General features: G+C 56.2%; 24 protein-coding genes. 12 read left to right on the top strand and 12 right to left on the bottom strand.

Translation table 11 applies throughout. The annotated features are described in order from the left end of the window. Window positions 1-21 precede the first annotated feature (21 nt). The 4 genes from Q7T36_RS07795 to pilG are packed head-to-tail and all read right to left on the bottom strand — an operon-like array spanning window position 22 to window position 3,542. Window positions 22-2,154 (bottom strand): methyl-accepting chemotaxis protein, encoded by a 2,133-nt coding sequence (locus Q7T36_RS07795; RefSeq protein ID WP_304846132.1) that lies wholly within the window; start codon window positions 2,152-2,154, stop codon window positions 22-24. A 60-nt stretch (window positions 2,155-2,214) separates the two neighbouring features. Further along, window positions 2,215-2,745, bottom strand: a complete 531-nt coding sequence (locus Q7T36_RS07790) for a chemotaxis protein CheW (protein ID WP_304846129.1) — start codon at window positions 2,743-2,745, stop codon at window positions 2,215-2,217. 14 nt (window positions 2,746-2,759) lie between these two features. Next, window positions 2,760-3,128: a twitching motility response regulator PilH gene (pilH, locus tag Q7T36_RS07785; RefSeq protein ID WP_304846126.1), complete on the bottom strand. Its 369-nt coding sequence runs from the start codon at window positions 3,126-3,128 to the stop codon at window positions 2,760-2,762. Window positions 3,129-3,158: 30 nt separating this feature from the next. Next, a complete protein-coding gene (gene pilG, locus Q7T36_RS07780; RefSeq protein ID WP_304846124.1) occupies window positions 3,159-3,542 on the bottom strand; it encodes a twitching motility response regulator PilG in 384 nt (127 codons plus the stop codon). Window positions 3,543-3,940: 398 nt separating this feature from the next. On the opposite strand from pilG, the gene Q7T36_RS07775 reads away from it, so the two are divergent. Continuing rightward, window positions 3,941-6,112 carry a bifunctional diguanylate cyclase/phosphodiesterase gene (locus Q7T36_RS07775; RefSeq protein WP_304846122.1) on the top strand — a complete coding sequence of 724 codons (2,172 nt, stop codon included), beginning with the start codon at window positions 3,941-3,943 and terminating at the stop codon, window positions 6,110-6,112. Here Q7T36_RS07775 and Q7T36_RS07770 read toward each other — a convergent pair. Then, the gene (locus tag Q7T36_RS07770) at window positions 6,083-6,847 is read right to left on the bottom strand and encodes a sulfite exporter TauE/SafE family protein (protein WP_304846120.1); all 765 of its coding nucleotides are present in this window, start codon (window positions 6,845-6,847) and stop codon (window positions 6,083-6,085) included. The genes Q7T36_RS07775 and Q7T36_RS07770 overlap by 30 nt on opposite strands. Before the next feature lie 12 nt (window positions 6,848-6,859). On the opposite strand from Q7T36_RS07770, the gene Q7T36_RS07765 reads away from it, so the two are divergent. Next, a complete protein-coding gene (locus Q7T36_RS07765; protein ID WP_304846117.1) occupies window positions 6,860-7,579 on the top strand; it encodes a hypothetical protein in 720 nt (239 codons plus the stop codon). Window positions 7,580-7,581: 2 nt separating this feature from the next. Here the strand turns inward: Q7T36_RS07765 and argB are convergent, their stop codons facing one another. From argB to coaBC, 4 genes are all read right to left on the bottom strand, one after another. Then, window positions 7,582-8,496 (bottom strand): acetylglutamate kinase, encoded by a 915-nt coding sequence (gene argB / locus Q7T36_RS07760; protein WP_304846114.1) that lies wholly within the window; start codon window positions 8,494-8,496, stop codon window positions 7,582-7,584. Between the two features lie 14 nt (window positions 8,497-8,510). Next, complete coding sequence (locus Q7T36_RS07755; protein ID WP_304846111.1) at window positions 8,511-10,949, bottom strand: phosphomannomutase/phosphoglucomutase; 2,439 nt, start codon at window positions 10,947-10,949, stop codon at window positions 8,511-8,513. A 123-nt stretch (window positions 10,950-11,072) separates the two neighbouring features. Next, window positions 11,073-11,525 (bottom strand): dUTP diphosphatase, encoded by a 453-nt coding sequence (dut, locus tag Q7T36_RS07750; RefSeq protein WP_304846108.1) that lies wholly within the window; start codon window positions 11,523-11,525, stop codon window positions 11,073-11,075. A 16-nt stretch (window positions 11,526-11,541) separates the two neighbouring features. Further along, window positions 11,542-12,750, bottom strand: a complete 1,209-nt coding sequence (gene coaBC, locus Q7T36_RS07745) for a bifunctional phosphopantothenoylcysteine decarboxylase/phosphopantothenate--cysteine ligase CoaBC (RefSeq protein WP_304846106.1) — start codon at window positions 12,748-12,750, stop codon at window positions 11,542-11,544. A gap of 69 nt (window positions 12,751-12,819) precedes the next feature. Here coaBC and radC point away from each other — a divergent pair, with 69 nt between their 5' ends. The 6 genes from radC to alr all read left to right on the top strand — a co-directional run bounded on the left by radC (window position 12,820) and on the right by alr (window position 17,427). Continuing rightward, a complete protein-coding gene (gene radC, locus Q7T36_RS07740; RefSeq protein ID WP_304846103.1) occupies window positions 12,820-13,497 on the top strand; it encodes a DNA repair protein RadC in 678 nt (225 codons plus the stop codon). A 152-nt stretch (window positions 13,498-13,649) separates the two neighbouring features. Further along, complete coding sequence (rpsF, locus tag Q7T36_RS07735; protein WP_304846100.1) at window positions 13,650-14,033, top strand: 30S ribosomal protein S6; 384 nt, start codon at window positions 13,650-13,652, stop codon at window positions 14,031-14,033. Window positions 14,034-14,050: 17 nt separating this feature from the next. Next, entirely contained in the window at window positions 14,051-14,278 is a 228-nt protein-coding gene (gene rpsR / locus Q7T36_RS07730) for a 30S ribosomal protein S18 (RefSeq protein ID WP_130412080.1), read from the top strand. A gap of 10 nt (window positions 14,279-14,288) precedes the next feature. Next, window positions 14,289-14,735 (top strand): 50S ribosomal protein L9, encoded by a 447-nt coding sequence (gene rplI / locus Q7T36_RS07725; protein ID WP_304846094.1) that lies wholly within the window; start codon window positions 14,289-14,291, stop codon window positions 14,733-14,735. Window positions 14,736-14,949: 214 nt separating this feature from the next. Further along, complete coding sequence (dnaB, locus tag Q7T36_RS07720) at window positions 14,950-16,350, top strand: replicative DNA helicase (RefSeq protein WP_304846091.1); 1,401 nt, start codon at window positions 14,950-14,952, stop codon at window positions 16,348-16,350. Window positions 16,351-16,353: 3 nt separating this feature from the next. After that, window positions 16,354-17,427: an alanine racemase gene (gene alr / locus Q7T36_RS07715; RefSeq protein WP_304846088.1), complete on the top strand. Its 1,074-nt coding sequence runs from the start codon at window positions 16,354-16,356 to the stop codon at window positions 17,425-17,427. Window positions 17,428-17,617: 190 nt separating this feature from the next. Here alr and Q7T36_RS07710 read toward each other — a convergent pair whose 3' ends face one another. Next, window positions 17,618-18,169, bottom strand: a complete 552-nt coding sequence (locus Q7T36_RS07710; RefSeq protein WP_304846085.1) for a HEAT repeat domain-containing protein — start codon at window positions 18,167-18,169, stop codon at window positions 17,618-17,620. Between the two features lie 214 nt (window positions 18,170-18,383). On the opposite strand from Q7T36_RS07710, the gene radA reads away from it, so the two are divergent. Beyond that, window positions 18,384-19,739: a DNA repair protein RadA gene (gene radA, locus Q7T36_RS07705; RefSeq protein ID WP_304846082.1), complete on the top strand. Its 1,356-nt coding sequence runs from the start codon at window positions 18,384-18,386 to the stop codon at window positions 19,737-19,739. Between the two features lie 88 nt (window positions 19,740-19,827). After that, a complete protein-coding gene (gene trxC, locus Q7T36_RS07700) occupies window positions 19,828-20,256 on the top strand; it encodes a thioredoxin TrxC (protein WP_304846594.1) in 429 nt (142 codons plus the stop codon). On the opposite strand, the gene rpiA is transcribed toward trxC, so the two are convergent. Next, a complete protein-coding gene (gene rpiA, locus Q7T36_RS07695) occupies window positions 20,257-20,919 on the bottom strand; it encodes a ribose-5-phosphate isomerase RpiA (protein ID WP_304846079.1) in 663 nt (220 codons plus the stop codon). A 102-nt stretch (window positions 20,920-21,021) separates the two neighbouring features. On the opposite strand from rpiA, the gene ilvA reads away from it, so the two are divergent. Beyond that, window positions 21,022-22,545 (top strand): threonine ammonia-lyase, biosynthetic, encoded by a 1,524-nt coding sequence (gene ilvA / locus Q7T36_RS07690; RefSeq protein WP_304846076.1) that lies wholly within the window; start codon window positions 21,022-21,024, stop codon window positions 22,543-22,545. A 77-nt stretch (window positions 22,546-22,622) separates the two neighbouring features. Beyond that, complete coding sequence (locus Q7T36_RS07685; protein WP_304846073.1) at window positions 22,623-24,260, top strand: hypothetical protein; 1,638 nt, start codon at window positions 22,623-22,625, stop codon at window positions 24,258-24,260. Window positions 24,261-24,326: 66 nt separating this feature from the next. Here the strand turns inward: Q7T36_RS07685 and Q7T36_RS07680 are convergent, their stop codons facing one another. Beyond that, window positions 24,327-25,514: a class I SAM-dependent rRNA methyltransferase gene (locus tag Q7T36_RS07680; protein WP_304846070.1), complete on the bottom strand. Its 1,188-nt coding sequence runs from the start codon at window positions 25,512-25,514 to the stop codon at window positions 24,327-24,329. Window positions 25,515-25,552 lie beyond the last annotated feature (38 nt).

Below are 25,552 nucleotides of genomic sequence, written 5' to 3'. Positions count from 1 at the left end.
CTACTCCCTTTCAGACTTTGGTCAAGCAGCTTCAGGCAGCTTGAAACCTGCGACCGACAAACGCAACTCGGCAGCCATTTCCGCGAGATTACCAATGGACCGCGCGGTTGCGATGGTACCTGCAGTTGTTTGGGTCGTAATCTCCTGAATGACGTTCATGGTGTTGGAAATGTGGCCTGCGGATGCAGCTTGTTGACGTGCCGCATTGGAGATGTTCTGAATCAAGTCTGCAAGGCTTCTGGAAACGGACTGAATCTCTTCCAGAGCCACACCGGCATCCTGGGCGAGCCTGGCACCGCGCACAACTTCAGAAGTGGTTTGCTCCATGGAGATAACCGCTTCGTTGGTATCCGATTGAATCGTTTTAACCAACTGTTCAATCTGCTTCGTTGCAGCCGCCGAACGTTCTGCAAGACGCTGCACTTCGTCCGCAACCACCGCGAAACCGCGACCGGCCTCACCCGCCATAGACGCCTGAATAGCCGCGTTCAACGCCAGAATGTTTGTCTGGTCAGCAATGTCGTTAATCAGCGACACGATATCGCCGATTTCCTGAGAAGATTCACCTAGACGTTTGATCCGCTTGGAGGTTTCCTGAATCTGCTCACGAATAGTATCCATACCCTCGATACTGCGCTGCACTACATCCGCGCCTTTGTGTGCAATTGCCACAGATCTGTCGGCCACAACGGCGGATTCAGCCGCGTTAGCCGACACCTGGTCAATCGATACCGCCATTTCATTCACGGCGGCGGAAGCTCCGGCAATTTCTTGAGCCTGGTGCTCGGATGCCTCAGCCAGATGCATGGCTGTAGACTGAGTTTCCTGAGCCGCGGATGAAACCTGCACCGCCGTCTGGTTAATGGTCGATACTAGTTGCCGTAATTGGTCAATGGAGTAGTTGATCGAGTCAGCGATCGCACCGGTGAAGTCTTCAGACACGGTTGCCTGAACAGTAAGGTCACCATCCGCCAAATCACCGAGCTCATCGAGCAATCTCAAAATAGCGGCCTGATTGCGCTGATTTTCCAGCTCCACCTTCTCAGCGCGATCCTTTTCAACGGTCTTTTCACCTTCGGCCCGTTCCCGATCCTGACGGGCGCGCAAGCGAATCAGCATGATCAGAGAAACCAGTGTCGTTAACAGCGAAACACCTCCGATGATAGCCGCCGCCAAGGAGTTTGATTCTTCGTTGATGGAGACAGTCATCGTATTCAGTGCCGTCAGCAACTCGGGGGAATCACGGAATACGGCTGAAGAAGCTTCACGCACCTGAAACAATTCAGGCGAAGTTTCAAGAATTTCATTGGCGCCTTGCTGAACCGAGGTATCAAACAGTTTGGCCACAGCCTCAAGGGACTGACGTGCGTCTGCGTCACGCACCGCCAGAATTCCCAAATCAGGCGAGCCGTTGAGAAACCCCTGCAACACCTCACCGAATTCAGCCGCATCCCTACCGAAATCATCCGCCGCCATGACGGCGTTTTCATCCCCGTTGAGGACACTGGATACGGATCGCAGAATCCGCTCAGCCAGCACTGACTGCTGCTTGGCCAACACTACCTGTGACGAGGATGCATTCAACGCAACCAGACGATCAACAAACACATCGTTTTCAGACTGCAATTCCGGCACAGCATCAGAAATACCGGCCACCAGATCATGCAGGTTACCTACTGTCTTTTCACCGGCAAGTACTGCTTGAGTATTTTTGGACATCCGACTCCAAACTTCCTCAACCTTCTTGGAGTCAGGCTTGTTGGGGTCATGCAGCTTTTTCAGGGAGGTCCACCGTGCATCAAAATCCTTGGTCGCCTTCGCCAATGATTCAAATGCCTGCTGGTTGCCGGAAGCCGATTCCGTAGCGTTCTTCGCAATATCTTGCGACAACACGCGCATCTCCGAAGAGTCCTGAATCATCTCCCGACCTTTGGCGCTCCGGAAACCCACCACACCGAAGGCAATGGCGGTGAACACGAACGCCAGCACAAAGGACACCAGCCAACGCCCTGTATCCGGAGTGTCGGCAACCGACCGCCAGAGATTTTGCCAATAGTTACGACTGAACAGGGCTTGAAGGTTCTTTTTGGAGAACAACCCTTTGATTTTTTCGCCGCCCAGCGCGATGCGCTTGTTTTGCGTCTGCGGTTTCATAGCCTATTTCTCTCCCCCAAACCTGTTTTTGTTCTACAAAGCTGCATAAGGATCGTGAATTTACGCGGCCGAAGCCTTGAGGAAACGTGGATCCTCAATGAGCCGGCTCATAAGCAGTACATGCCAGACACGCCCGTCGCGGACAAAACTCCCGCGCACAAACGGCGCCATCTCAGGAAATACACCCACTGACGACTGCCTGAAGTCGGAGGCCGGAAAATGCTGCATTCCCAGCACATCATCCACAATCAGTCCGCTGAATACATCTTCATGATCAATGACCAGAACCCGGCGCTTATGCCCTTGCTGGCCGGATCTTTTATTGACAAAAGCCAACAAATCCATGATTGGCAGTAACCGCCCCCGCACATTGGCAAGCCCCTTCATCCAGCCGGCGACACCGGGAATCATGGTATAGCGGGGCACTTTAAGGATTTCAGCCACTTCACCGATCGGAGTCAGGAACAATTGACCGGACAACATGAACCCCACCCCGGTCCATGCATCCCCACCCTGACCCAGCAAGCCCAAACCCTGTTGTTTGGAGCGCTCGGCAATTTCAAGGAGTTTGATAAAGCCTTTGGCAGCCATGCTCGATACCCTACTTACTTGCCTGGAATCAGATTAGCGATGACCTGCATCAGAAGCGTTTCATCCACCGGCTTGGTGAGGTAGTCCTTGGCGCCCTGACGCTTGCCCCATACACGGTCTGTTTCCTGATCCTTGGTGGTCACAATCACCACCGGAATGTGGGCCGTTTCAGGGCTTTTAGTGATCTGCCGGGTCGCCTGGAATCCGTTGATCCCGGGCATGACCACATCCATCAACACCAGATCGGGCAATTCGGCTTTCGCCATTGCCACACCATCGGCGCCGTTAGGCGCTTCAAGAACGCCATGACCATACCGCTCAAGTATTTCCTTGAAGCGATACGTTTCTGTTGGCGAATCATCCACGATCAAAATTCGAGCCATGTTATCCTCACGAATGCCGTATCTGAATAATCAGGACTTGACATGTTGCTTGATGGCGTCGAACAACTCTTCCTTACTGAAAGGCTTGGTCAGGTATTCGTCAGAACCCACGATGCGCCCTTTAGCCTTGTCAAAGAGGCCGTCCTTGCTGGACAGCATAATGACCGGCGTTGACTTGAAAGCCGAATTGTTCTTGATGAGCGCGCAGGTCTGGTAACCGTCCAGACGCGGCATCATGATGTCGACAAAAATGATGTCAGGATTTGTGTCCGCAATCTTGGAAAGCGCATCAAATCCGTCTACCGCCGTGATGACTGTGCATCCGGCTTTCTGGAGCAGGGTTTCAGCTGTGCGTCGAATGGTCTTGGAGTCATCAATCACCATGACTTTCAAGCCGTCAAAATTTTCATCCATCGGAGCCGCCTTCCTAAAATTTGGGGCCACAAGGCCGGGGTGGAATCGGAAATTACCAAGAATTACCCCTCGTTATGATGCAATGACTGCTTTAATGGGGGCCACTGTTGTTTTAACATAGTTTTAGGGACGGCGCTACAATCTGTCGCCGAGGTTGTGGAGCGGTACGTTAAATTATTTTACAAAGGCTTAGCGTTTTTTCTTCATGCACTGGGCAAGGTAAGGCGCAATTGGATCAGCGCAGTGTTAGCATCTTTTCTTTGTTAGCGTAGAGGCGTGCGCCCTTGTGTTGGGCAAGGAAGCCTTTTTGACGGCTGTCTTTCCCGCTTTGGCTGGTTCCACTATCGGCTTTGCTTCATTTGTGACGGACACACTGACGAGTACAAGGAGTATACGGTATGTTTGATGACTGGACGCCATGGTATCTGGCCGGGATTGGAAGCCATCAATCCGTTGTCCACGTCTGGCCGCACAGCCCTGCTCATCTGCTGATCGCTTTACTGGTGCTGGCAGCCGGGTTCTATTCCTGCCAGCATTTCCATGCCCGCATTCATCATCCCGGGCTCTTGCCGGACAACACCCTGCCCTTCTGGCAACTGGCAGGAAGCCTGGTTTTGGCGGGTGCTCTCTGGTCCGGTATTTTCGTTCTCTATCTGGGTCTATTGCTGCCTTTCAGCGGGTTCAGCGGCATTTGGCTGTTGGTTTTTATCGCAGTATGGGGATGCACCTTCCTGCTTTTTCATATTCCGCCTGACCGCAGCCTCCTGACTTCCAAAACAATTTCCGCCCTTCTCCTGGGGGTTTCCATGGCCATGATGGTGCTGGCGCCATTGTCGCCGCTGTCCACTCTTGGCCCTTTGTATCTGAGTCCTGCAAACATACTCTGGGTGTTCGCTTTGATGGTGTTGACTAACGGGTTGGCAGCCTGGCGTTTTTTGACCCCCCGCAACCCCGACCGCGCTGTTGAGTCGGCAGGATTTTCGCTGTTGCTGGCGATACTGATCTGTACAGAATACCGGCTTACCATCCACTCTGTCCTGTTTTTCCCTTCGGACTCCATCACCGCCGGACCTGACAAGACCGCAGGTCACCTGATTCTGGCGCTGTTTATTTCTCTGACTTTTTTTATCGCCGTAATGACTCTTTTTCTGGCATTGTTCGCCTTCCGGAAACTGACGGAGCAGTCCGAGAGTCTTGTTCAGACCCGCTCTCTGGTAGAAGAGATGCATAACACCCGTGAAGGCCTTGAGCAACTGGCCCACTACGATCCGCTAACATCCTTATATAACCGCCACGCCTTCATGGAGGCCTTTGCAGCCCGGCTTCATGAGTCCCGTCAGGCCGGTGGACGCCTCGCCATACTGTTTATCGACTTGGACAACTTCAAACAGGTCAATGACACCTTGGGACATGCTGCCGGTGATGAGCTATTGCGCATCATTTCACGGCGCTTGCGTAGTGTTTTACGTGGGCACGATCTGATTGGGAGACTGGGCGGGGACGAATTCTGTCTGGTTGCGCCTATCAGCACCACCGCTGAGTCCAAGGCTATCGCCAACCGCATCCTGCAAAAAATGCAGGAGCCAATTGCCATTAGTGGACGCGCTGTCACCACCACCACCAGCATCGGCATCAGCCTGTTCCCCCATGACGGCGACCATCAGGACTTGTTGATCAAGAATGCGGATTACGCGCTCTATCAATCCAAGGGGAGCGGCCGGAACACCTTTAATTATTACAGTGACTACCTTCAGCACAAATCACACCGCGAACTCAAAATCCAGCAGGACTTGCAAAAGGCCATTACCGAATCAGAACTCTTCCTGCTCTACCAGCCGGTGCTTTCACTGGACAACAACACGCTATGCTCAGTAGAGGCCTTGGTCAGATGGCAGCACCCGGTCAAGGGCATTCTCACTCCGGACCATTTCATCAATATTGCAGAATTCAACGGGTTCATTGACCTGATTGACACTTGGGTGATCCGTCGCATTTGCAAGGATCTGACTATTCTTTCAGGAATTTTCCACGGCTTGCATATCAGCATGAACTGCTCTTCCCTGAACATGAACAATGAACGGTTTGTGGCGGATACTGTGCGTATCCTTGAGGAAGAAGGCGTCAGTCCTGCTACGTTCAGGCTTGAAATTTCCGAATCCATTCTTTTTGAATTCCGGCACAAAGCTCCAGCCTTCCTTTCCCGCTTGCAGGGTTCAGGCATTCGGCTGGTGGTTGATGATTTCGGTACCGGTTCTTCTTCCCTGCTTTGGCTTAAAACCTTACCCATTTCTGCACTCAAACTGGATCGATGCCTGTTGAGTTCGAATGAAGTGACACATGATCATGATATTTTGGCAGCACTGATCTCCATGGCTGGCCACATGGGGTGGGAGATAATTGCCAAAGGTGTTGAAAACAATGATCAATGGAAACTGCTGGCATCGCTCAAGTGTCATTCAGTTCAAGGCTACATGCCGGGTGCCCCAATGCGGCTGGACGAGTTGATCGCATGGGATGCAGCCCGGCGCAGTTCCTGCGCATTATCTGATGGCATCCAGAATCAGGTGTAGACCGACCAGAACCGTCAATACCTCGAAGGAGCGCTTGACCCAGGCATTACCTTTCAGCAAGCTCCAGTGCGCTCCGGCATAGCCGCCAATCAATGAGCCAGCAATCAGGGGAGGCAGCCAGCTCCAGGCTATCGGCGCCTGCAGTCCGAGCAGCAAGGCACCCGCACCATTCCAGAACAATCCCACCAGAATCAGGGTATATGACACGGCTGTCATAAAATCCAGTCCGAACCAACGCACCAGCCAAATGGTGACAAACAGTCCGGTTCCCGAGGTCAAGGACCCGTTTAGCATGCCTATCAGAAACAATACCACCCCTCCGCCCAAGAGCCCTCTCCAGTCGTGCCGCGTTTCGACACTATGTTGACCCAGTTGCGGCTTGCAGAAGGAGTAGCCTCCCAAACCCAATGTCAGAAGACCGAGACTCAATTCCGCCAAACGCTCGGGAACAGACAATATGATCCGGGTTCCCAGCCAAACCCCGGGCAGCCCGGCCACCAGAATCAGCATTGACAAGCCTGACGCCAGGGTGCGGTTCTGGAAATGCCGGAGCCCAGCCCCCACCCCCAAAGCAACACTGGCAATCTTGTGTGTCGCCAGCGCCGTGCCGAACGGTAAACCGAGAATCAGCAATGCCGGCAACTGCAGTAATCCGGCGCCACCGCCCGCCAAAGCCGACAACAAGTTGGCCGCTAATGAAACCACAAACAAAATCAACAGTTCAGTGGCTGACACGGGGCGCATCCTATGACTAGAATAGTTGGACAAGAATTACATGAAGTATCGGGCGTATCCATGAGTCTATCAGGCAAGGTCATTTTGAGGGTATTGGTGCTGGCTTTGTCGCTGGGCGCTGAATTTGCCATTGCCGCCACCTCCAACGCCCCTGCAGGATCAGAACCGAAACGCTGGTACCGTTTTTTCAGTGAAGGCGGAATTCCCACACTAAGCGATCAGATTACCGAAGAGCATGTTAAGCGCGGCTATGACATACTTGACAGGAACATGCAGGTACTTCGCCGTATACCGGCTTTCAATGAGGATGCCTACCAGAAGGACAAGGTACGGCGTGATGCCATGCTTCGCCGGCAACAGGAGGACGCGCGTATCCTCAGGCTTTATTCCTCCTCTCGGGACGCAGAACTGGCACGAAACCGCCTGCTGGATACGCTTGAGACCAGTATTGGTTACAATGCGATCCAACTAATGCGCCTGAAGCGGCTACGCTCCGAACTGGTGGAACATGCTGCGGATCAGGAACGTTCCGGCAAGTCACTTACCAATCAAACCAAGGACCAAATCCACCAGTACGAACTGCAGATTCAGGACCTGAATTCGCTCGTCGCCAGCCAGCGCGCGGAGCAGGCTAAAGTCCGGCAGGACTTCATAGGTATTATCCAGAGACTGACCGAACTTGAAAGCAACAAGGGAGGGTTACCGGCAATAGCCCCCCCTCCTTCACCCTGACTTTAACTCTTGCGGGCCTTCTTGCTCTTGTTGCTGATCAGGGTGCCAATACCTTCATCGGTAAAAATTTCAATCAAGGTGGCGTGTGGTAAGCGGCCGTCAATGATATGCGCACTGACAACCCCTCCCTTGACGGCATCCAGTGCGCATGAGACTTTGGGTATCATGCCTCCGTAAATTGTGCCGTCAGCAATAAGATCATCCACGTCCTGAGTGCTGAGACCGGTCAGAATATTCTTGTTCCGATCCAGTACCCCCGTAATATTGGTCAACAGTATCAGCTTCTCCGCCTTAAGCGCTTCAGCGACTTTCCCGGCTACCAGATCGGCATTGATATTGTAGGACTCACCGTCATCTCCCACTCCCACCGGAGCAATGACCGGAATGAAGTCGCTGGCCATGAAAAGATCCAGTACATCTGTCTTAACACCGGCCACCTCACCCACCTGGCCGATATCCACCTTTTCAGTCTTGCCGTCGTCGCCCTGCTTCTCGATATACAATTTTTTGGCCCGGAGCAGATTTCCATCCTTACCGGTCAATCCCATGGCCCGCCCGCCGTTCTGGTTGATCAGATTGACGATCGACTTATTGACCAGTCCACCCAGCACCATTTCGACAACATCCATGGTTTCTTTGTCGGTAACGCGCATGCCGTCAACAAATCGGGACTCCTTGCCGATACGGTTCAATAAATCTCCAATCTGCGGACCACCGCCATGCACCACGACCGGATTAAGGCCGACCGTCTTCAGCAGCACAATGTCACGGGCAAACGAGTTTTCCAGATCGGGATCCGTCATGGCGTTTCCACCGTATTTGACCACGATGGTTTTGCCATGAAACCGCTGGATATAGGGAAGGGCCTCAGTCAGAACCTTGGCAATATTCAACGCGGCATCTTGCGATAGAGCCATTCCTTCAATCTCCGTTAAAAAGGCAATAACATCATAGGGTCGGCCTTGTGCAACCGTTCCCTGAAGAAACTTTTGACCATCTCCAGATCTTCTGTCGTGTTCGCTTCAAATCTGGCGACCAAATAGGAACCGGTATTTGATGCACGGACAATGCCCCACCCTCCGGCAAATTCGACTCTCAAACCGTCGGTCGTATTGACGGTTCCCTCGAAGATCTCATCTTTGGAAGCCAACAACCGTTCCATCACCAACGATTTTTCGTCTTCCGACACCGGCACCTGTAATTCGGGTGTAGAAATCCGCTCCGGGAACTCAGCAAACAGGTCATCCACAACCCCTGTGCTTTGAGCCAGAATCTCCAGGAAACGAGCAGCTGCATAAAGCCCGTCATCAAAGTCGCCCCAGCGATCATTGAAAATGAAATGACCGCTCATTTCGCCTGCGAGAGGAGCGCCGGTTTCCGCCACGCCGGCCTTCAACCAGGAATGCCCCGTCTTGGTCATGACCGGACGGCCGCCATGTGTGGTGATTACTGACACCAGATCCCGGGAACACTTCACATCAAACAGGATATCGGCGCCAGGCTGCGTTGCCAGCACTTCACGGGCAAACAACATCAGCAAACGGTCGCTGGCCACAATTTTCGTGGAGTTGGTGACAATAACGACCCGGTCGCCGTCGCCGTCAAACGCCAAGCCCAAGTCTGCACCGCTGATCGCGACATCACTGAGCAAGTCTTCCAGGTTGTCATGATTACTTGGATCGGGGTCATGATGGGGAAAATTGCCGTCAGGCTCACAATACAGCGGACTGACGGTACATCCCATCTCCTCCAGCATGCGGACCGCCATCGGACCCGCCACCCCGTTACCGGCATCCACTACGACATTGAACGTTCTGGCCAGCAGGATGTCATCAGCAATGCGTTGCAGATAATCATCATCCACCGAATGCTGAACCATGGAGCCGCTGCCCTTGGCAAAATCCTTACGCAGGATGCGCTCGCGCAGGGCGCGGATTTCGATACCGCCCAAGGTGTGCCCTGCCAGCATGATTTTGAAACCATTGTCTGGAGCCGGGTTGTGGCTGGCGGTGACCATGACGCCGCTGCCGGAACCGATATTTTTGGCAGCGAAATACAGCACTGGTGACGGCACCATACCGACATCCACCACATCACAACCGGATTCGGTGAGACCGCGAATCAGCGCCTTGGCCAACAGGTCACTGCTCAGACGGACATCCCGGCCAACCACTACCGTGCGTTCACCTCGCTCCTGGGCTTCGGTGGCCACGGCGCGACCGATCTGCACAGCCAGATCCTCGGAAATTTCCGTGACTGCCTTGCCGCGAATATCGTAGTCCCGAAAAACATGCGCGGGAAAACCGGATTTAGTAGAAGTATCGTCCCCGCCTTTCTTGCTGAGCGTGAATTCCAGCGGCGACAGCTCGGCAACATCATGATCATCCTGAATAACTTCTGGCTCTTCTTCTTGCGCTTTCTCCAACACCAATGCCGGGGCAGCCTGCTTCGCTTCTTGAACCTGAGACTCCTCTATCGGCACAGCCACCGGCATCAGATTCAATGCCTCCGCATCCTCCACAATACCGGCCACATCATGGGTGCGGATGGCGCTTGCCGGTTTGCCGCCTGCAGAAGTCGTGGGTGTGTGACGCGAGGCAAATCCGGTCAGGATGGACCAAAGCTCCTGCATCGACTCGAAATGCAACGGACTGGACAGCTCCTCACCCCGGGTAACACCATGTAAGGCATCCAGGTCGTGGCGGATTCGGGCTTCGTACATCCGGACCAACAGGAAAGCCAGAATCGGGATAATAAGCGCCGCTATGATCAGGGCAATGGCCACCACCAGAATCGCGCTTGGGCCGACAGGCGCCTTGTACTCCAGCGTCCAGTTCGGATTCATCAGTTTGACGGCGGACAGGGTAAATGTGGCTCTGGCATTCAGTTCCACAACCTCTGACACCGTTCCGGTCGCCCCGATCTTTTGCCGCACCCGGATAGCCCCTTCCTTGTCCGCCAGGGCTTTCAAGCTGGCCACCAAAGGGACTGCAGAGAAGCCCGCCAACAGGAATCCGCCACTTTTCAGCATCCGCACCTGACTGATCATGACATCGCCGGTCGAGACATGGCTGGCTTCTGGGTGGATATTTGTCCGGGACTGGATCGCCCTTCGCAACATATCCTGATGCGTATAGCCCAGATCCTTGGGAATTTCAGCATTTGCCGGAACCAAGCGAATAACCGAGACACCCGGCAGGGATGATGGCGTCGATTCCGCAGGAAGGCCAGCCAATTGCGTGACAAACAGGTTCTGCTGTTCGATATACCCATTGACCAGCGCCGCCGCCTGGCGGTCAAAGCGGCTTTTTTCTTCTTTTGTCCTGTCGCCATCCGTCATGGCCAGCACGACAATTGTCAGGAGAGCCACAAGCAGCTGAACACCGGCAATAGCCGCTAGAAACGGTAGCGCCATGCGGTAGATGGGTTTTATTTTTGCCGCCAATTTATTCTCTCCCCTCAGCAGACCCGGATTATTGTTTAATGCCCGCCGTCAATGCGAGCCCGAATGACCGAAACCGCCGCCCCCTCGTGCTGTTGACTGAAAGTCGCTTACCACTGCAAGCTCTGTCTGGATGACCGGCACCAGAACATACTGGGCAATACGCTCTCCCGGCTGAATGGTAAAGGTAGAAGCCCCCCGGTTCCAGCAGGAAATCATCAACTCTCCCTGATAGTCGGAATCTATCAGCCCCACCAGATTTCCCAAAACGATACCATGTTTGTGACCCAGCCCCGAGCGGGGAAGCACCAGCCCGGCAAAGCCCGGGTTACCGATGTAGATTGAGAGACCAGTACCCACCAGCACGGTCTGCCCCGGCTCCAGTGTCAGCGGGGCGTCCAGGCAGGCGCGCAAGTCCAGTCCGGCCGATCCGTCGGTAGCGTAGGCAGGCAGCGGGAAATCCGTGCCAATCCGGGAGTTAAGAATCTTGACCTGAAGTTTCATGGTTTTGGCTTTCAATTTAGAGGGATGGATTGATCTGTCGGGCGATCAGGCTCACCAGTTCACGGGCGATCAGAGTTTTGGGAGCCTTGTCGAGCCGTTGCGAGCCTCCGTCCCAAAAAACCACCATGGCGTTGTCATCACTCTGGAAACCGATATCCGCTCGCGAAACATCGTTGCAGGCGATCATGTCCAGACGCTTGTCCCGGAGCTTGCCCTTGGCGTATTCCTCCACCTGACGCGTTTCTGCCGCAAAACCGACTACAAACGGACGATCCGGCCGTGACGCCACGGTGGCGACAATGTCCGGGTTGCGCACCAGTTCAATGGTTAGCGCATCACCGGTTTTCTTGATCTTGTGCTCCGCCACGCTGACTGGACGATAATCCGCCACCGCAGCGGTGGCGATGAAGATATCACAGCCATCACTCACGGCGGATTCAGCAACTGACAGCATCTCCAGTGCGCTGCCGACATTGATCCGTTGCACGCGTTCGGGGGTCGGCAAGTGCACTGGCCCGCTGATCAGCGTGACTCTCGCCCCTGCCTCGACACAGGCCTGAGCCAAGGCATAGCCCATTTTGCCTGAACTGTGGTTGCTGACATAGCGCACCGGATCAATAGGTTCGCGTGTGGGCCCGGCCGTAATTACCACGCGTCGTCCGGCCAGGCTGCCGGTGGCGAATAGTCCGGCGCAGTGCCGGGCCAGTTCCACAGCCTCCAGCATGCGGCCGGCGCCCACATCACCGCAGGCCTGACTGCCTGATGCCGGCCCGAGAACAACCACGCCTCTTCCCAGCAGGCACTCAACATTTTCCCTGGTTGGCGATGAAACCCACATCTGCTGGTTCATGGCCGGGGCGATTACCTTGATACCCGGACAGGCCAGCCAGAGAGTGGTCAGCAAATCGTTGGCCAGCCCGGCGGCCAACCGGGCGATGACGTCGGCGCTGGCCGGCGCCACCAGCACCAGATCGGCCCAGCGCGCCAGCTCGATATGACCCATGCCCGCCTCAGCCTCGGGGTCCAGCAACTCGGTATGCACGGGATGTCCGGACAGTGCCTGCAGTGTCAACGGAGTAATGAACTGGCAGGCGGCAGCCGTCATCACCACGCGAACCTCTGCGCCGGCATCACGGAGCCTCCGCACCAGATCGGCGCTTTTGTAAGCGGCAATGCCGCCGCTGATACCCAGGAGGATGCGTTTATTGCTAAGATTGACAAGCATATGGACGTTTGCGGCTGAAAAACCAAAGCGCCAACAATACCATTTGCCTTGACTATCCAAAAGGACTTGATGATGCCCATTACCGACTGGCCCGCTGATGAACGTCCGCGCGAGAAGCTTTTGCAGCGCGGCGCCCATTTTCTTTCCGATGCCGAACTGCTGGCTGTTTTTCTGCGCACCGGCACCACCCGCAAGACGGCGGTTGACATTGGGCGCGACCTGATCAGCCATTTCGGGTCCTTGCGCAACCTGCTGGAATCCGATGCCGACCGCGTACTATCCCGGGAAGGCATCGGGCCCGCCAAATACGCCCTGCTGATGGCCTCGATGGAACTGGGGCGCCGCCACCTTGAACAGACGCTGAATACCGGTGACCTGCTGACCAGCCCCGGCATGGTGCGCAGCTTTCTCCGCTCCCGTCTCCGCCACCAGCGGCATGAAGTTTTTGCCGCCCTGTTTCTCGACACCCAAAACCGTCTGCTTTCATTTGAAGAGTTGTTCCGGGGAACCCTGGACAGTTGCGCGGTTCATCCCCGCGAAGTCGTCAAGCGCGCCCTCGCCCTGCATGCGGCCGGCGTCATTTTTTCCCATAACCATCCATCCGGCCATGCCGAACCGTCCGCCGCCGACCGGCAAATAACGGAACGCCTGAAATCCGCTTTGGCGCTGGTGGATGTCCGAGTACTCGACCATCTGGTGGTCGGCGACGGCGACATCATCTCCCTGGCGGAGCGCGGTTGGCTTTGATGCCTGAAAATAATTGCTACGTTCCAGCCAATGGCGTAGAATGCCCGACCCCTGTCCAAGTGACCGGGATCCTCGGTCGTTCCTGCGGGAATGGCCACCACTCCTTGCCCTTGTCAAATCCGGCCTGGGCTGTTAACCCGTAAGGAGCTGTCATGCGTCATTACGAAATCGTGCTGCTGGTCCATCCGGACCAGAGCGAGCAAGTCTCTGCCATGGTGGAGCGTTACACCAACACGGTGAAAGAATCCGGCGGCCAAGTACACCGCCTGGAAGATTGGGGCCGTCGCCAACTCGCCTATCCCATCAACAAGGTCCACAAGGCCCACTATGTTCTGCTGAACATCGAGTGCGACCAGAAGATCGTTGATGAACTCGGCGAAGCCTTCCGCTACAACGATGCCGTTATCCGTAACATCATCATCCGTCGCGACAAGGCCATTACCGAAGAGTCGCTGCTGGCCAAGAGCGCCGAAGAAAAGCGCGCCCGCAAGGCTGCCCGCAGCGAAGAATCCCTGTCCTCTGACAGCGAAGGCTAATCTCCAGGAGAATCGTCATGGCGCGTTTTTACCGTCGTCGCAAGTTCTGCCGCTTTACTGCGGAAAAAGTTGATTATATCGACTACAAAGACACTGAAACCCTCAAGCAGTACGTCACTGAAAACGGCAAGATCGTTCCGAGCCGCATCACCGGTACGAAAGCCCGTTATCAGCGTCAGCTGGCCCTTGCCATCAAGCAAGCCCGCTATCTGGCCCTGCTGCCGTACACCGACAACCATCAGTAAGGGGTGAGTGATGGACATTATTCTTCTTGAGAAGGTCAAGAACCTGGGTTCCCTGGGTTCCCGCGTCAGTGTCAAGTCCGGCTATGGCCGCAACTTCCTGATCCCCAAGGGCAAGGCTGTGCCGGCTACCGAAGCCAACATCGCCGCCTTTGACGCCCGCCGCGCCGAACTGGAACGTCAGGAAGCCGAAGTGCTTTCCGCCGCCCAGGCCCGCGCCGCCCAGCTGGCCGAAATCGCTGTCGTCATCGCCGCCAAGTCCGGCGACGAAGGCAAGCTGTTCGGTTCAGTTGGCACCCGTGACATCGCCGACGCCATTACGGCCGCTGGCGTTGCCGTTGACAAGAGCGAAGTGCGCCTGCCTAACGGTGCCCTGCGCAACACCGGTGCTTACACTGTTGCCCTGCATCTGCACAGCGACGTGAACGCCGAAGTCAGCGTCACGGTGGTTGCCGAGTAAGCTCGGACAACGCACTGCCGAAAAGGCGTCGAACCTCTTAGGTTCGACGCCTTTTTTGTTTTCGGCGTATCATGGCTTTCGTCACACTTGGCCGCTTGTGCGAACCGCGCCGAGCAGGAATAATAGCCATAAATCCCCCTTCCCTATTCCATCCAGAAACAGGTCGCCCCTGTCACGGGGCTTGTATTCCTTTTACTCAGACTGCCGGTACTCCATGATTCCATCGCTGTCCGCTGAATCCGATGTTGTCACCAGCCTGAAGGTGCCGCCGCACAGCCTGACGCTGGAACAGGCCATCCTGTCCGGCCTGATGGCCGATCCCGGCGCCTGGGACAATGTCACTGAAATTGTCAGCGAAAAGGACTTTTACTCCCCGCGGCACACCATGATCTTTCGCGCCATTGCCACGCTGATCAATAGTGACCAGCCTTGTGACGCCATCCTGGTGGCCAAGTGGCTGGAAGACATGCATCTGCTGGACAAGGCCGGTGGCGAGTCCTATCTGGGGCAAATCCTCAAGGACTCCCCGGCCACCACCGCCAATATTGAGGCTTATGCCGAGCGGGTGCGTGAATTCTCGGTACTGCGCCAGTTGATCTCCGCCAGCGGCGATATCGCCAATATTGCCTACCAGCCCAAGGGACAATCGGCCACAAGCATTCTCGACCAGGCGGAAACCAAGATTTTTGCCATTGCCGAGCAACAGAAGAGCCGTGACTCCAAAAACGGACCGCAGCTGATCAAGCCCTTGCTGGCGAAAACTCTGGAAAAAATCGACGAACTGTATCACTCCACCGAGCCCATCACCGGCCTCACCACTGGCTTTAGCGATCTCGACAACCGCACTTTCGGCATGCAGCGCAGTGACCTGATCATTGTCGCGGCGCGTCCCAGTATGGGAAAGACCACCTTCGCCATGAATCTGGTGGAAAGTGTAATTTTCAACTCGGATTTGCCTGCTGTCGTGTTTTCCATGGAAATGCCCGCCGAACAGTTGCTGCTGCGGATGCTGTCTTCGATTGGCGGTGTCGATCAGAGCCGGGTCCGCTCCGGCAAACTGGAAGAGGATGACTGGCCCCGGCTGGCATCCGCCGTAACCCAGCTCAGTGACAAGAAACTGTATATTGATGACAGCGCCGCACTGCCCCCCAATGAAGTCCGTGCCCGGGCGCGCCGCATTGCCCGTGACCACGACGGCAAGATGGGCCTGGTGATGGTCGACTACCTGCAGCTGATGCGGGTGCCCGGCATGGAAAACAACCGCGTCAACGAAGTGGGTGAAATATCACGTTCGATGAAAGCGCTAGCAAAAGAACTGAAATGCCCGGTGGTTGCACTGTCTCAGTTGAGCCGTAACCTGGAACAACGCCCCAATAAGCGACCGGTCATGTCCGATCTCCGCGAATCCGGCGCCATCGAACAGGATGCCGACTTGATCATGTTCATTTATCGCGATGAAGTCTATAACACCGACTCCAAGGACAAGGGCACGGCGGAAATCATTATCGCCAAGCAGCGTAACGGCCCCATCGGCACCGCCAGACTGGCGTTTGTCGGTCATTTGAGCCGGTTCAAGGATCTGGCTCCGGAATATTACCGCGCGGATGACGAGTAAACGATGCGTGACGCCACCCTGACCCTGAGCCGCTCCGCCCTGCTGCACAACATGGCCCGCGTGCGCGCCTGCGCCCCGCAATCCCGGGTGCTGGCCATGGTCAAGGCGGACGCATACGGCCACGGCGCCTCCCTGGTTGCGTCCTGGCTGTCTCCTCATGTTGATGCCCTGGGTGTCGCCTTCATGGAAGAAGCGTTGGCGCTGCGCGATGCCGGCATCAAGACCCCCATTGCCTTGATGGAGGGCGTGTTCAATGCCTATGAACTGGCAACGGCGCGGGCGCTGGACATGTATCTGGTAGTGCACCAATCCCAACAGTTGGACTTGCTGGAAAAACACCCTTCCGGACCACCACTGACGGTGTGGCTGAAAGTGGATAGCGGCATGCACCGGCTGGGTTTCTCTCCGTCCGAAGCCGTCTTGGCTTACCAGCGGCTGGAGGCATTGCCTTCGGTTGTCCGCATTGTGTTGTGCAGCCATTTTGCAGCGGCCGATGTCACAACGTCCCTACAGACCGAACACCAGACCACTGTCATGAATGCCCTGGCCGCCCGCTTGCCCGCCATGCCGCGCAGCCTCGCCAACTCAGCCGCTATTCTCGGCCGTCCTGAAGTCCATCATCAATGGGTTCGCCCCGGCATCATGCTTTATGGATCCTCACCATTTGCCGATCGGACAGCGGCTGACCTCGACCTGGAGCCGGTCATGACACTGCACTCCCGCGTCATTGCCGTTCGAGATATCTCCGCCGGGGAAGCGGTGGGTTATGGAGCCACCTGGACATCCCGGCAGCCGACCAGGCTGGCGGTCGTCGCCATCGGTTATGGCGACGGATACCCGCGGCATGCGCCCTCCGGAACGCCGGTGCTGATCAACGGCCGGCGTTACCCGTTGGTCGGACGCGTCAGCATGGACATGATTACCGTTGATGTCAGTGACGAGCCGGTACAACCCGGAGATCATGCGGTGCTATGGGGGGAAGGATTGCCGGCTGATGAAGTCGCCGCTCACGCCGGAACCATCAGCTACGAGCTTTTTTGCCGGATTACCGGTCGTGTCGAGCGCATCTGGCGCTGAAATCTCCGACAAACGGCATAGCATTTCTTCAGAAGCGGACTATATTAAGAGTCGAGGTCAGGATAAAAGAGGAGTCATGAAGTTCAAAAACCGATGTGTTTCAACAGATTCGACTATCTTCTGCAAATTAAAGGCGTAACCGCCTGTCATCCGTTCTGACGGATCAAAACCCCGCTTCGACGGGGTTTTATTATTGGGCAGTGTTCCCCTCCGGAACTTCGGCCACTTCCTCCGGGACGGGTTCGGGCAACGGGCAATCGGATCGGCGTCCCGCACGGCGCATGATTCTTGATCGGGCCTCCTCGGCCTGAAACACCAGGGCTTGCGCTTCCGGAGACACATCATCCCGGAGTCGCAGTACAAAGGCATCCAGCGCTTCGGCAACCGGAAAGTTTCCGATCTCTCCCAGCACAGCAAGCGTTTCAACCCGGACCCGTGGCAAATCCCCTTTCAGACTGCGAACCAGAATTTCCATGGGCGCAGGATGGCAGGATTTGCCCAAGGCATAAACCACGCTTGAAACGACCTCCGGGTTATCATCCATATCAAAGGCGTTGATCAGTTGCTGCAAAGGACCGTCGTCCAATTGACCCATCGCGGCCAATTCGCCCAACCTGTCGGCGGCGTCCTTGCGTTGCAGGTAATCAGAATCATGCAATTGCTTTACCAAACGCCGGTTACGATCTTCCGCCGACTCAGGGGGCCGTTGGCTACTGTTGACGGCAGGCGCCGCTACAGCCATGTTGTCTGCCTGACTGCCGGCAGGCGGAGGGCCTTTGTCACACCCGGCCAAAGCCAGGGCCGCTGCAGCGCACAGCCACCAGCCTGTCAGTATATTGCGAAAGCCTTTACTCAAAATTCCCCCTTCACGTCAATTTGTGTCGCCGCCGGCTTTGCCTGCCCGCACAATTACGCCTAAGCTATTCCAACATTTAATTCTCGCCTTTTTTAAGCTCATGAGCAAAACCAAATCCGTTTATTCTTGCAACGCCTGCGGCTCACAATTCCACAAATGGGCAGGCCAGTGCGGCGATTGCGGCGCCTGGAACACCCTGCATGAAGTTCGCGCCGACAACTCCCCTCCCCGCCTGAAAGCCAGTAACGGTTATGCCGGTCAAGTTGCCCAGGTTACGGTACTCGATGAAGTCAGCGTGAATACCGAAACCCGCACTTCTACCGGATTGAGCGAACTGGACCGAGTGCTGGGCGGTGGTCTGGTAGAAGGATCAGTGGTGCTGATCGGCGGTGATCCCGGCATCGGCAAATCCACCATTCTCTTGCAAACCCTGACCTGGCTGGCTCAGGACCACAAAGCGCTGTATATCACCGGTGAGGAGTCGCTGGGTCAGGTCGCGATGCGCGCCAAGCGTTTGGAGCTTCCCTGTGACCGACTGCGGATCATGGCGGAAACTTGTGTCGAAAACATAGCCGCCACCCTGCGCTCGGAAAAACCTGCTGTCGCTGTCATTGACTCCATACAGACGCTATATACCGAAGCCATTCAGTCTGCACCCGGCGGGGTGTCACAAATCCGCGAATCTGCCGCCATCCTGACCCGTTATGCCAAGCAGACCGGAACCGCGCTGTTTCTGGTGGGGCACGTTACCAAGGAAGGCGCGCTGGCAGGGCCGCGCGTACTGGAACACATGGTGGACTGCGTGCTGTACTTTGAAGGTGAAGCCGACTCCCGGTTCCGCATGATCCGCGCTGTCAAAAACCGCTTTGGGGCCGTCAATGAACTGGGCGTGTTTGCGATGACGGACCGCGGCCTGCGTGAGGTCGCCAATCCTTCCGCCATTTTCCTGTCCCGTTATGAGGAGCCCATTCCCGGCTCCATTGTCATGATCAGCCGCGAAGGCACACGGCCATTGCTGGTCGAGGTACAAGCACTGGTCGATGATGCCTTTGGCAATCCGCGGCGGGTGGCGGTAGGCCTGGACCAGAACCGGCTGGCGATGCTGCTGGCCATCCTGCATCGTCACGGCGGCATACCCACCGTGGGACAGGATGTTTTCGTCAATGTGGTGGGAGGGGTCAAGGTGCTGGAAACCGGCTCCGACCTCGCGGTGTTGCTGGCGGTATATTCCAGCCTGCGCGGCCAGGCGCTGCCCACCGATCTGGCGGTATTCGGGGAAGTCGGTTTATCCGGCGAAATCCGTCCGGTGCCCAATGGTCAGGAACGGTTGCGGGAAGCGGCCAAACACGGTTTCAAGCGCGCCATTGTTCCCAAGGGCAACGCGCCACGCCAGCCTATCGAAGGTATTGAGGTCGTTGCGGTAGGACGATTGCATGAAGCCTTGGGCGCTCTTTGATCACGTATACTCCCCCTTGTATTCTGCCACCGGCATACCCATTAAGTTTGCATGAATATCCATTGAGTCCGAGGCCACTATGTCCAGCCTGCATCTGGTATGTCCCCATTGCCAAGCCGTAAACCGCGTCCCCGCTGAACGACTACAGGAAACGCCAGTATGCGGCAAATGCCGGCAGCCGCTGCTGACCGGCGCCCCGGTTGATCTCGACAGCAGCTCTTTTGATAATTTTGTCAGCCGCAATGACCTGCCCGTCGTGGTGGACTTTTGGGCAAGCTGGTGCGGCCCGTGCAAGATGATGGCCCCGCATTTCGCGACGGCGGCGCGGGAACTGCAAGGTCAGGTATTGTTTGCAAAGGTGAGCACGGAAGACTGTCCCGATCTGGCGCAACGCTACAATATCCGCAGCATTCCGACTCTGGCTCTGTTCCGTCAGGGCAAGGAAATCGACCGGGTATCCGGAGCGATGAACTCCGGACAACTGGTGTCGTGGTTACGTTCTAAACGCCAAGCCTGATTAAACCGCCGTCAGTGTCTTGACACCACCGGCTGTACCCAGCAGTAACACGTCGGCCGGGCGGCGGGCGAACAGGCCATTCGTGACAACGCCGGTAATCTGGTTAAGGATGCCTTCCAGCTCCGGAGGATTGACGATGCTGAGCCCGTAAGTATCCAGAATGACATTGCCATTGTCGGTCACGAACCCCTGGCGGTACACCGGACTTCCACCCAACTTCACCAGTTCACGCGCCACATAGGAGCGTGCCATCGGGATCACCTCCACCGGCAGCGGGAACTTCCCCAGCACATCCACATGCTTGCTGCCATCGGCGATACAAATGAACTTCCGGGCTACGGCTGCAACGATTTTCTCGCGGGTCAACGCCCCGCCACCGCCTTTGATCATGTGCAGGTGATTATTGATTTCATCCGCACCGTCAACATAGACGCTGATGTAGTCGACGTTATTCAACTCCATGACTTCAATCCCCAACTTCTGCAAACGCTCGGCAGTCGCCTTTGAACTGGCGACGGCGCCGGGAATGTGTTTCTTGATGGAAGCCAGCGCATCAATGAAGTAATTGGCGGTGGAACCCGTGCCTACACCCAGCACTTCATCCTTTTCGACATAGGCCAGCGCGGCTTCGGCCACAGCTCGTTTGAGTTGATCTTGCGTCATTTGGCGTAATCCCCGGAATCCCCAATAAAAGTGGCGGAATTATACCTTGAGTGCCTGCGGATAACTGCCTAACATGGCGTTTTTGCCCACGCTGAGATGACGATGACCGAACCGTTGCGACTGGAGGATTATGTCCGCCGCACCTTGCTTGCCCGCGTTTATGATGTGGCTGTCGAAACACCGCTGGAAGAAATGTCGCAATTGTCCCGCCGCTTCAAGAATCGAATTTGGCTGAAGCGGGAAGATCTGCAGCCGGTCTTTTCGTTCAAGATTCGCGGCGCCTATAACAAGGTGGCGCAACTCAGCCGTGAAGAACAGCAAAAAGGGGTGATCTGCGCTTCGGCCGGGAACCATGCCCAAGGGCTGGCCCTTTCCGCCAGCAAGCTGGGCATTCGCGGCACCATCGTCATGCCCCAGACCACGCCGGACATCAAAATCAACGCCGTCAAGGCCCTGGGCGGTCACGTCGTCCTGCATGGCGATGCCTTTGACGAAGCCTCCGTCCATGCCAACCAGCTTGCCGCCGAAAAAGGTTACACCTACATCCACCCCTATGATGACCTGGATGTCATTGCCGGTCAGGGCACCGTCGGCATGGAGATTCTGCGCCAGCATGCCGGCCCCATTGATGCCATCTTTATTCCCGTCGGCGGTGGCGGACTGATGGCGGGGATTGCCGCCTATGTCAAATACCTGCGCCCGGATATCCGCATCATTGCCGTGGAACCGGACGATGCTGCCTGTCTGGACGCCGCCATGAAAGCCAATGCACGGGTGGTGCTGCCGCAGGTCGGGCTGTTTGCAGACGGTGTCGCTGTAGCCCAGATTGGCGTTGAAACCTTCAAGGTGGCGCAACACTGCGTGGATGAAGTCATTACTTGCTCTACTGACGAAATCTGTTCCGCCATCAAGGATATCTTCGAGCATAGCCGCTGCATTGCCGAACCTGCGGGGGCGCTGTCGTTGGCAGGATTGAAGAAATACGTCCAGAAATACGGGGTTGAAGGGCAAATCCTGGTCGCCATCGACTCCGGCGCCAACATGAATTTCGACAGGTTGCGGCATATTTCCGAGCGTACCGAGTTGGGTGAAAAGCGAGAAGCCATTTTTGCCGTGACCATTCCGGAACGGCCGGGCGCGTTCAAGGCGTTTTGCCAGACACTGGGTAAACGCAACATCACCGAGTTCAATTACCGCTACTCGGACAAGGCGGACGCCCATGTCTTTGTCGGTATCCAGCTTCGCGCCGGAGACACCGAACGCACCGATTTGCATGAAACGCTGGAAAAGAAAGGATACCCGGTGCTGGATTTGTCTGATGATGAAATGGCCAAGCTGCATATCCGGCATCTGGTGGGCGGGCATGCCGGGCTGGATGATGAATTCCTGTTTCGTTTCGAGTTCCCTGAACGGCCGGGAGCCTTGCTGAATTTTTTGTCACGACTGGGCGGTCACAATATTTCCCTATTCCATTACCGCAACCACGGCGCCGCCTACGGGCGGGTGCTGGTCGGCATGCAGGTTGGCAAGAAAACCAAGGCTGAATTATTGGCATCACTGGATGCGGTGGGTTATCCGTGGTCAGAGGAAAGCGGCAATCCCGCCTATCAACTTTTTTTACGTTAGGGGGCTTGGGTCAAAGGCCATTTTGGGCCTATATTCGGCTTACAAGAAATCCAAAACACAGTCATGGAGCTATGGAAATGAAGAAGACGTATGTGATTGGCGGCGCCGCCGTGCTGACTGCCGCTTTGCTGGCTGGCTGTAACTCGAATGGTGATGATGGTTCTGTTCCGGCAGCCGGTCCGACCACCACCACACTGACCGTGACTCCCTCTTTGGGACGCATCAGCAATGGACGGGTTGTGCTGCGTAATGCTGCTACCGGCAACCAGATCGGGACTCCGCGCAACCTGGCTGGCGGTTCTGCTTCCTTCCCCGACGTTCCGCTGGGCATTCCCGTCGTCGCTGAAATCCAGCCGCTCCCCGGCGCTACTGATATCACCTATTTTGACGAAGGCACCGGCACCAACCACCAGATTACGGGTGCAGACCTGACCAACTTCCATTTCCGGGCCGCCTTGGGCAATGTCGTCCCGGGTGCCAATCTGGGTATCACTGCGCTGACGGAAGCCGCATTCCGCAACCTGCCAGCCGGCGGCGGACTCACGGCAGCACAGATTGATAATGCCAACAATACCATTCGCAATGAATTACGCCGTGTGGGACTCATTCCGACCGAGGCCACGTTTGACATTACCCAGGCCCCGGCCCTTGTCGGTGCTGCAGGCGATTACGCCGGGCTAGCCAACGACCTGCGCGGCCAGTATGCCGCCCTGCTCGCCATGTGGGCCAATGCCGTACACAACCGTATCGGCGGCAATGCACCCGCCCTCGACTTCCTGAACAACCTCGCCAGCGATCTGGCCGACGGCAACCTGAACGGCTCCGGCGGTGCAGCCTTCAATTTTGACAGTGCCCAATTTGATGCCGCACTCAATCAGGCTGCCGCCCAACTCCGGAGCCATCTGCCCAATCTGGGCGGTCTGGTCAACGGCATTACGTTCAGTGGCGGGGTGAGTGTCGGAGGCAAGGAATACGGCACCATCATTACAACCGGTAATGAGTCCCATACCGCCACAACCGCTGCCGTGGTTACTGTCAACAACATCAAGACCGTTACCTGGTCGGACGGAACAGGTGCCCTGAGCGTGGCGATGAATGCCACGACCAATGTACCACTCTCCCTCACCTTTACCAGTGATGCCGACGCAGGCTTCCTGACATGCTCGGGTCAGGCTTGCAGCGGCGTCACCGTTGACCCGACCGCCAAAACCGTCAGCTTCTCCAATGTCAGTTTTGATGTCGTGAGTGCCGGTTCCAGCCCCTTCTCCGTGATTTCCGGAACGCTGAGTTATGATATCGCTACGCCTGTCACAGGCGGCATCAATATCACTGCCGGAACTGCCCTCACGGTCGACGAACTGAAAAAGCTGGCCGGAACCTATCCGGGAAGCGGAACGCTGATGGTCGGTCAAACGTTCACCACTCCCAACTGCCAGGCATCAATTGATGGAAGTACCGGTTCGTTGGCGGTTACCGGCGGGGCTTTCAGCATGACCGTGGCACCCACCAACCAATCCATTGTGTCTGATACGACGGTGAATGTGGGCGGTCAGCAGCTTAGCGTCAAGTCGGTTACCCTTTACTCGCTCGCCCCGAGCAGCGTTGAGTTCATGACAGCCTCCTTCAATGCCAACAACAAACTGATCATGATCAGCGGCACTACCGTTTCTCCGGCGACATTCACGGCAAGTCAGTTGACCTGCAATCTTCAATAACAGCAACCCTAAAAAAAGGCACAACTCCGGTTGTGCCTTTTTTATGCGTACAGGAAAAGTCTGATATCAGTCGTGCATGACACGCGCCATCACACATTTCAGATAGGCCGTTTCCGTAATCGCCGGATTCACCGGATGATCCGGCCCCTGCCCGCCTTGGTACACAACCTGCGCCAAACGGTCGATATGACGGCTGGCCGCACGCATCACGTCCACCAGTTCATGCTGCCCCAAATGCATGGAACACGAACCGGACACCAGCAAGCCATCACGGGTCAGCAGGCGCATCGCCAGTTCATTGAGGCGGCGATAGGCCTGCAGACCGACGCCGTGATCCTTGCGCTTCTGGATGAAAGCGGGCGGATCGAGGATGATCACATCGAAATGCTCGCCCTGCTCCTTCAACTCAGCCAACACCTGAAAGGCATCACCCTGAAAGGTGCCGACTTTCTCGGCTACACCGTTGAGCGCTGCATTCTTCTCGACATAATCCAGCGCGAACTCGGAAGCATCGACACAGACCACTTCACTGGCCCCGAACACCGCCGCCTGCACGCCCCAGCTGCCGGCGTAGGAGAATACGTCCAACACTCGCTTGCCTTCGACCAGCCCCTTCAAGCGGGCGCGATTTTCGCGATGGTCGAAGAACCAGCCGGTTTTCTGCCCTGCATGCACCGGCGCCAGGAATTTCACGCCGTTTTCCAGCAACTCCACTTCCTGCGGCACATCGCCCGAGGCCACAGCGACATAGCTTTCCAGCCCTTCCGCCACGCGCGCCTTGCCATCATTGCGGAACAGGATGCCTTTGGGCGACAACACTTTTTCCAGGGCCTCAACCACTTCATCCTTGACCAGATCCATCCCGGCGGAGTTGATTTGCACCACCAGATAATCACCGAAACGATCCACCACCAGACCGGGCAGGAAGTCGCTGTCGCCATAGACCAACCGGTAATACGGTTCGTCATAGAAACGCTCGCGCAGGCTGAGCGCCTGCTGGATGCGGTGCACCAGCAGTGATTTGTTCAGCGGATGCTTGACGTCACGGCTGACCAGACGCGCGCAGATCAACGAATTGGGTTGCGCGGTGGCGATGCCCAGCACCTTTCCGGAGAAATCCTCGATCAGCACCTGTTCGCCGGGTGTCAGCGTTTTCAGTGGCGTGACGGCGGTATCGACTTCGTTGGAATAGATCCATAGGTGGCCTTCGCGCAGGCGGCGTTCTTCGTGTTTTTTCAGTCGCAGGGTATTCATGGTGACTCCTTGTAAAAGCAAAGGGCGCAACTTCCGCT

This window comes from Fluviicoccus sp. (assembly GCF_030646115.1).
Taxonomy (GTDB): Bacteria; Pseudomonadota; Gammaproteobacteria; order Pseudomonadales; family Moraxellaceae; genus Fluviicoccus.
This window is presented reverse-complemented; position numbering and strand designations above follow the sequence as displayed.

Coding starts and splice junctions, on each gene's coding strand:
- pilG (WP_304846124.1), bottom strand. CDS start 3,542: ATGGATGAAAATTTTGACGGCTTGAAAGTCATGGTGATTGATGACTCC.
- Q7T36_RS07775 (WP_304846122.1), top strand. CDS start 3,941: ATGTTTGATGACTGGACGCCATGGTATCTGGCCGGGATTGGAAGCCAT.
- Q7T36_RS07685 (WP_304846073.1), top strand. CDS start 22,623: ATGAAGAAGACGTATGTGATTGGCGGCGCCGCCGTGCTGACTGCCGCT.
- Q7T36_RS07710 (WP_304846085.1), bottom strand. CDS start 18,169: ATGGCTGTAGCGGCGCCTGCCGTCAACAGTAGCCAACGGCCCCCTGAG.
- rpiA (WP_304846079.1), bottom strand. CDS start 20,919: ATGACGCAAGATCAACTCAAACGAGCTGTGGCCGAAGCCGCGCTGGCC.
- Q7T36_RS07765 (WP_304846117.1), top strand. CDS start 6,860: ATGACTAGAATAGTTGGACAAGAATTACATGAAGTATCGGGCGTATCC.
- radA (WP_304846082.1), top strand. CDS start 18,384: ATGAGCAAAACCAAATCCGTTTATTCTTGCAACGCCTGCGGCTCACAA.
- Q7T36_RS07790 (WP_304846129.1), bottom strand. CDS start 2,745: ATGGCTGCCAAAGGCTTTATCAAACTCCTTGAAATTGCCGAGCGCTCC.
- Q7T36_RS07680 (WP_304846070.1), bottom strand. CDS start 25,514: ATGAATACCCTGCGACTGAAAAAACACGAAGAACGCCGCCTGCGCGAA.
- pilH (WP_304846126.1), bottom strand. CDS start 3,128: ATGGCTCGAATTTTGATCGTGGATGATTCGCCAACAGAAACGTATCGC.
- ilvA (WP_304846076.1), top strand. CDS start 21,022: ATGACCGAACCGTTGCGACTGGAGGATTATGTCCGCCGCACCTTGCTT.
- Q7T36_RS07795 (WP_304846132.1), bottom strand. CDS start 2,154: ATGAAACCGCAGACGCAAAACAAGCGCATCGCGCTGGGCGGCGAAAAA.
- rpsF (WP_304846100.1), top strand. CDS start 13,650: ATGCGTCATTACGAAATCGTGCTGCTGGTCCATCCGGACCAGAGCGAG.
- dut (WP_304846108.1), bottom strand. CDS start 11,525: ATGAAACTTCAGGTCAAGATTCTTAACTCCCGGATTGGCACGGATTTC.
- dnaB (WP_304846091.1), top strand. CDS start 14,950: ATGATTCCATCGCTGTCCGCTGAATCCGATGTTGTCACCAGCCTGAAG.
- rplI (WP_304846094.1), top strand. CDS start 14,289: ATGGACATTATTCTTCTTGAGAAGGTCAAGAACCTGGGTTCCCTGGGT.
- coaBC (WP_304846106.1), bottom strand. CDS start 12,750: ATGCTTGTCAATCTTAGCAATAAACGCATCCTCCTGGGTATCAGCGGC.
- rpsR (WP_130412080.1), top strand. CDS start 14,051: ATGGCGCGTTTTTACCGTCGTCGCAAGTTCTGCCGCTTTACTGCGGAA.
- alr (WP_304846088.1), top strand. CDS start 16,354: ATGCGTGACGCCACCCTGACCCTGAGCCGCTCCGCCCTGCTGCACAAC.
- argB (WP_304846114.1), bottom strand. CDS start 8,496: ATGGCTCTATCGCAAGATGCCGCGTTGAATATTGCCAAGGTTCTGACT.
- radC (WP_304846103.1), top strand. CDS start 12,820: ATGATGCCCATTACCGACTGGCCCGCTGATGAACGTCCGCGCGAGAAG.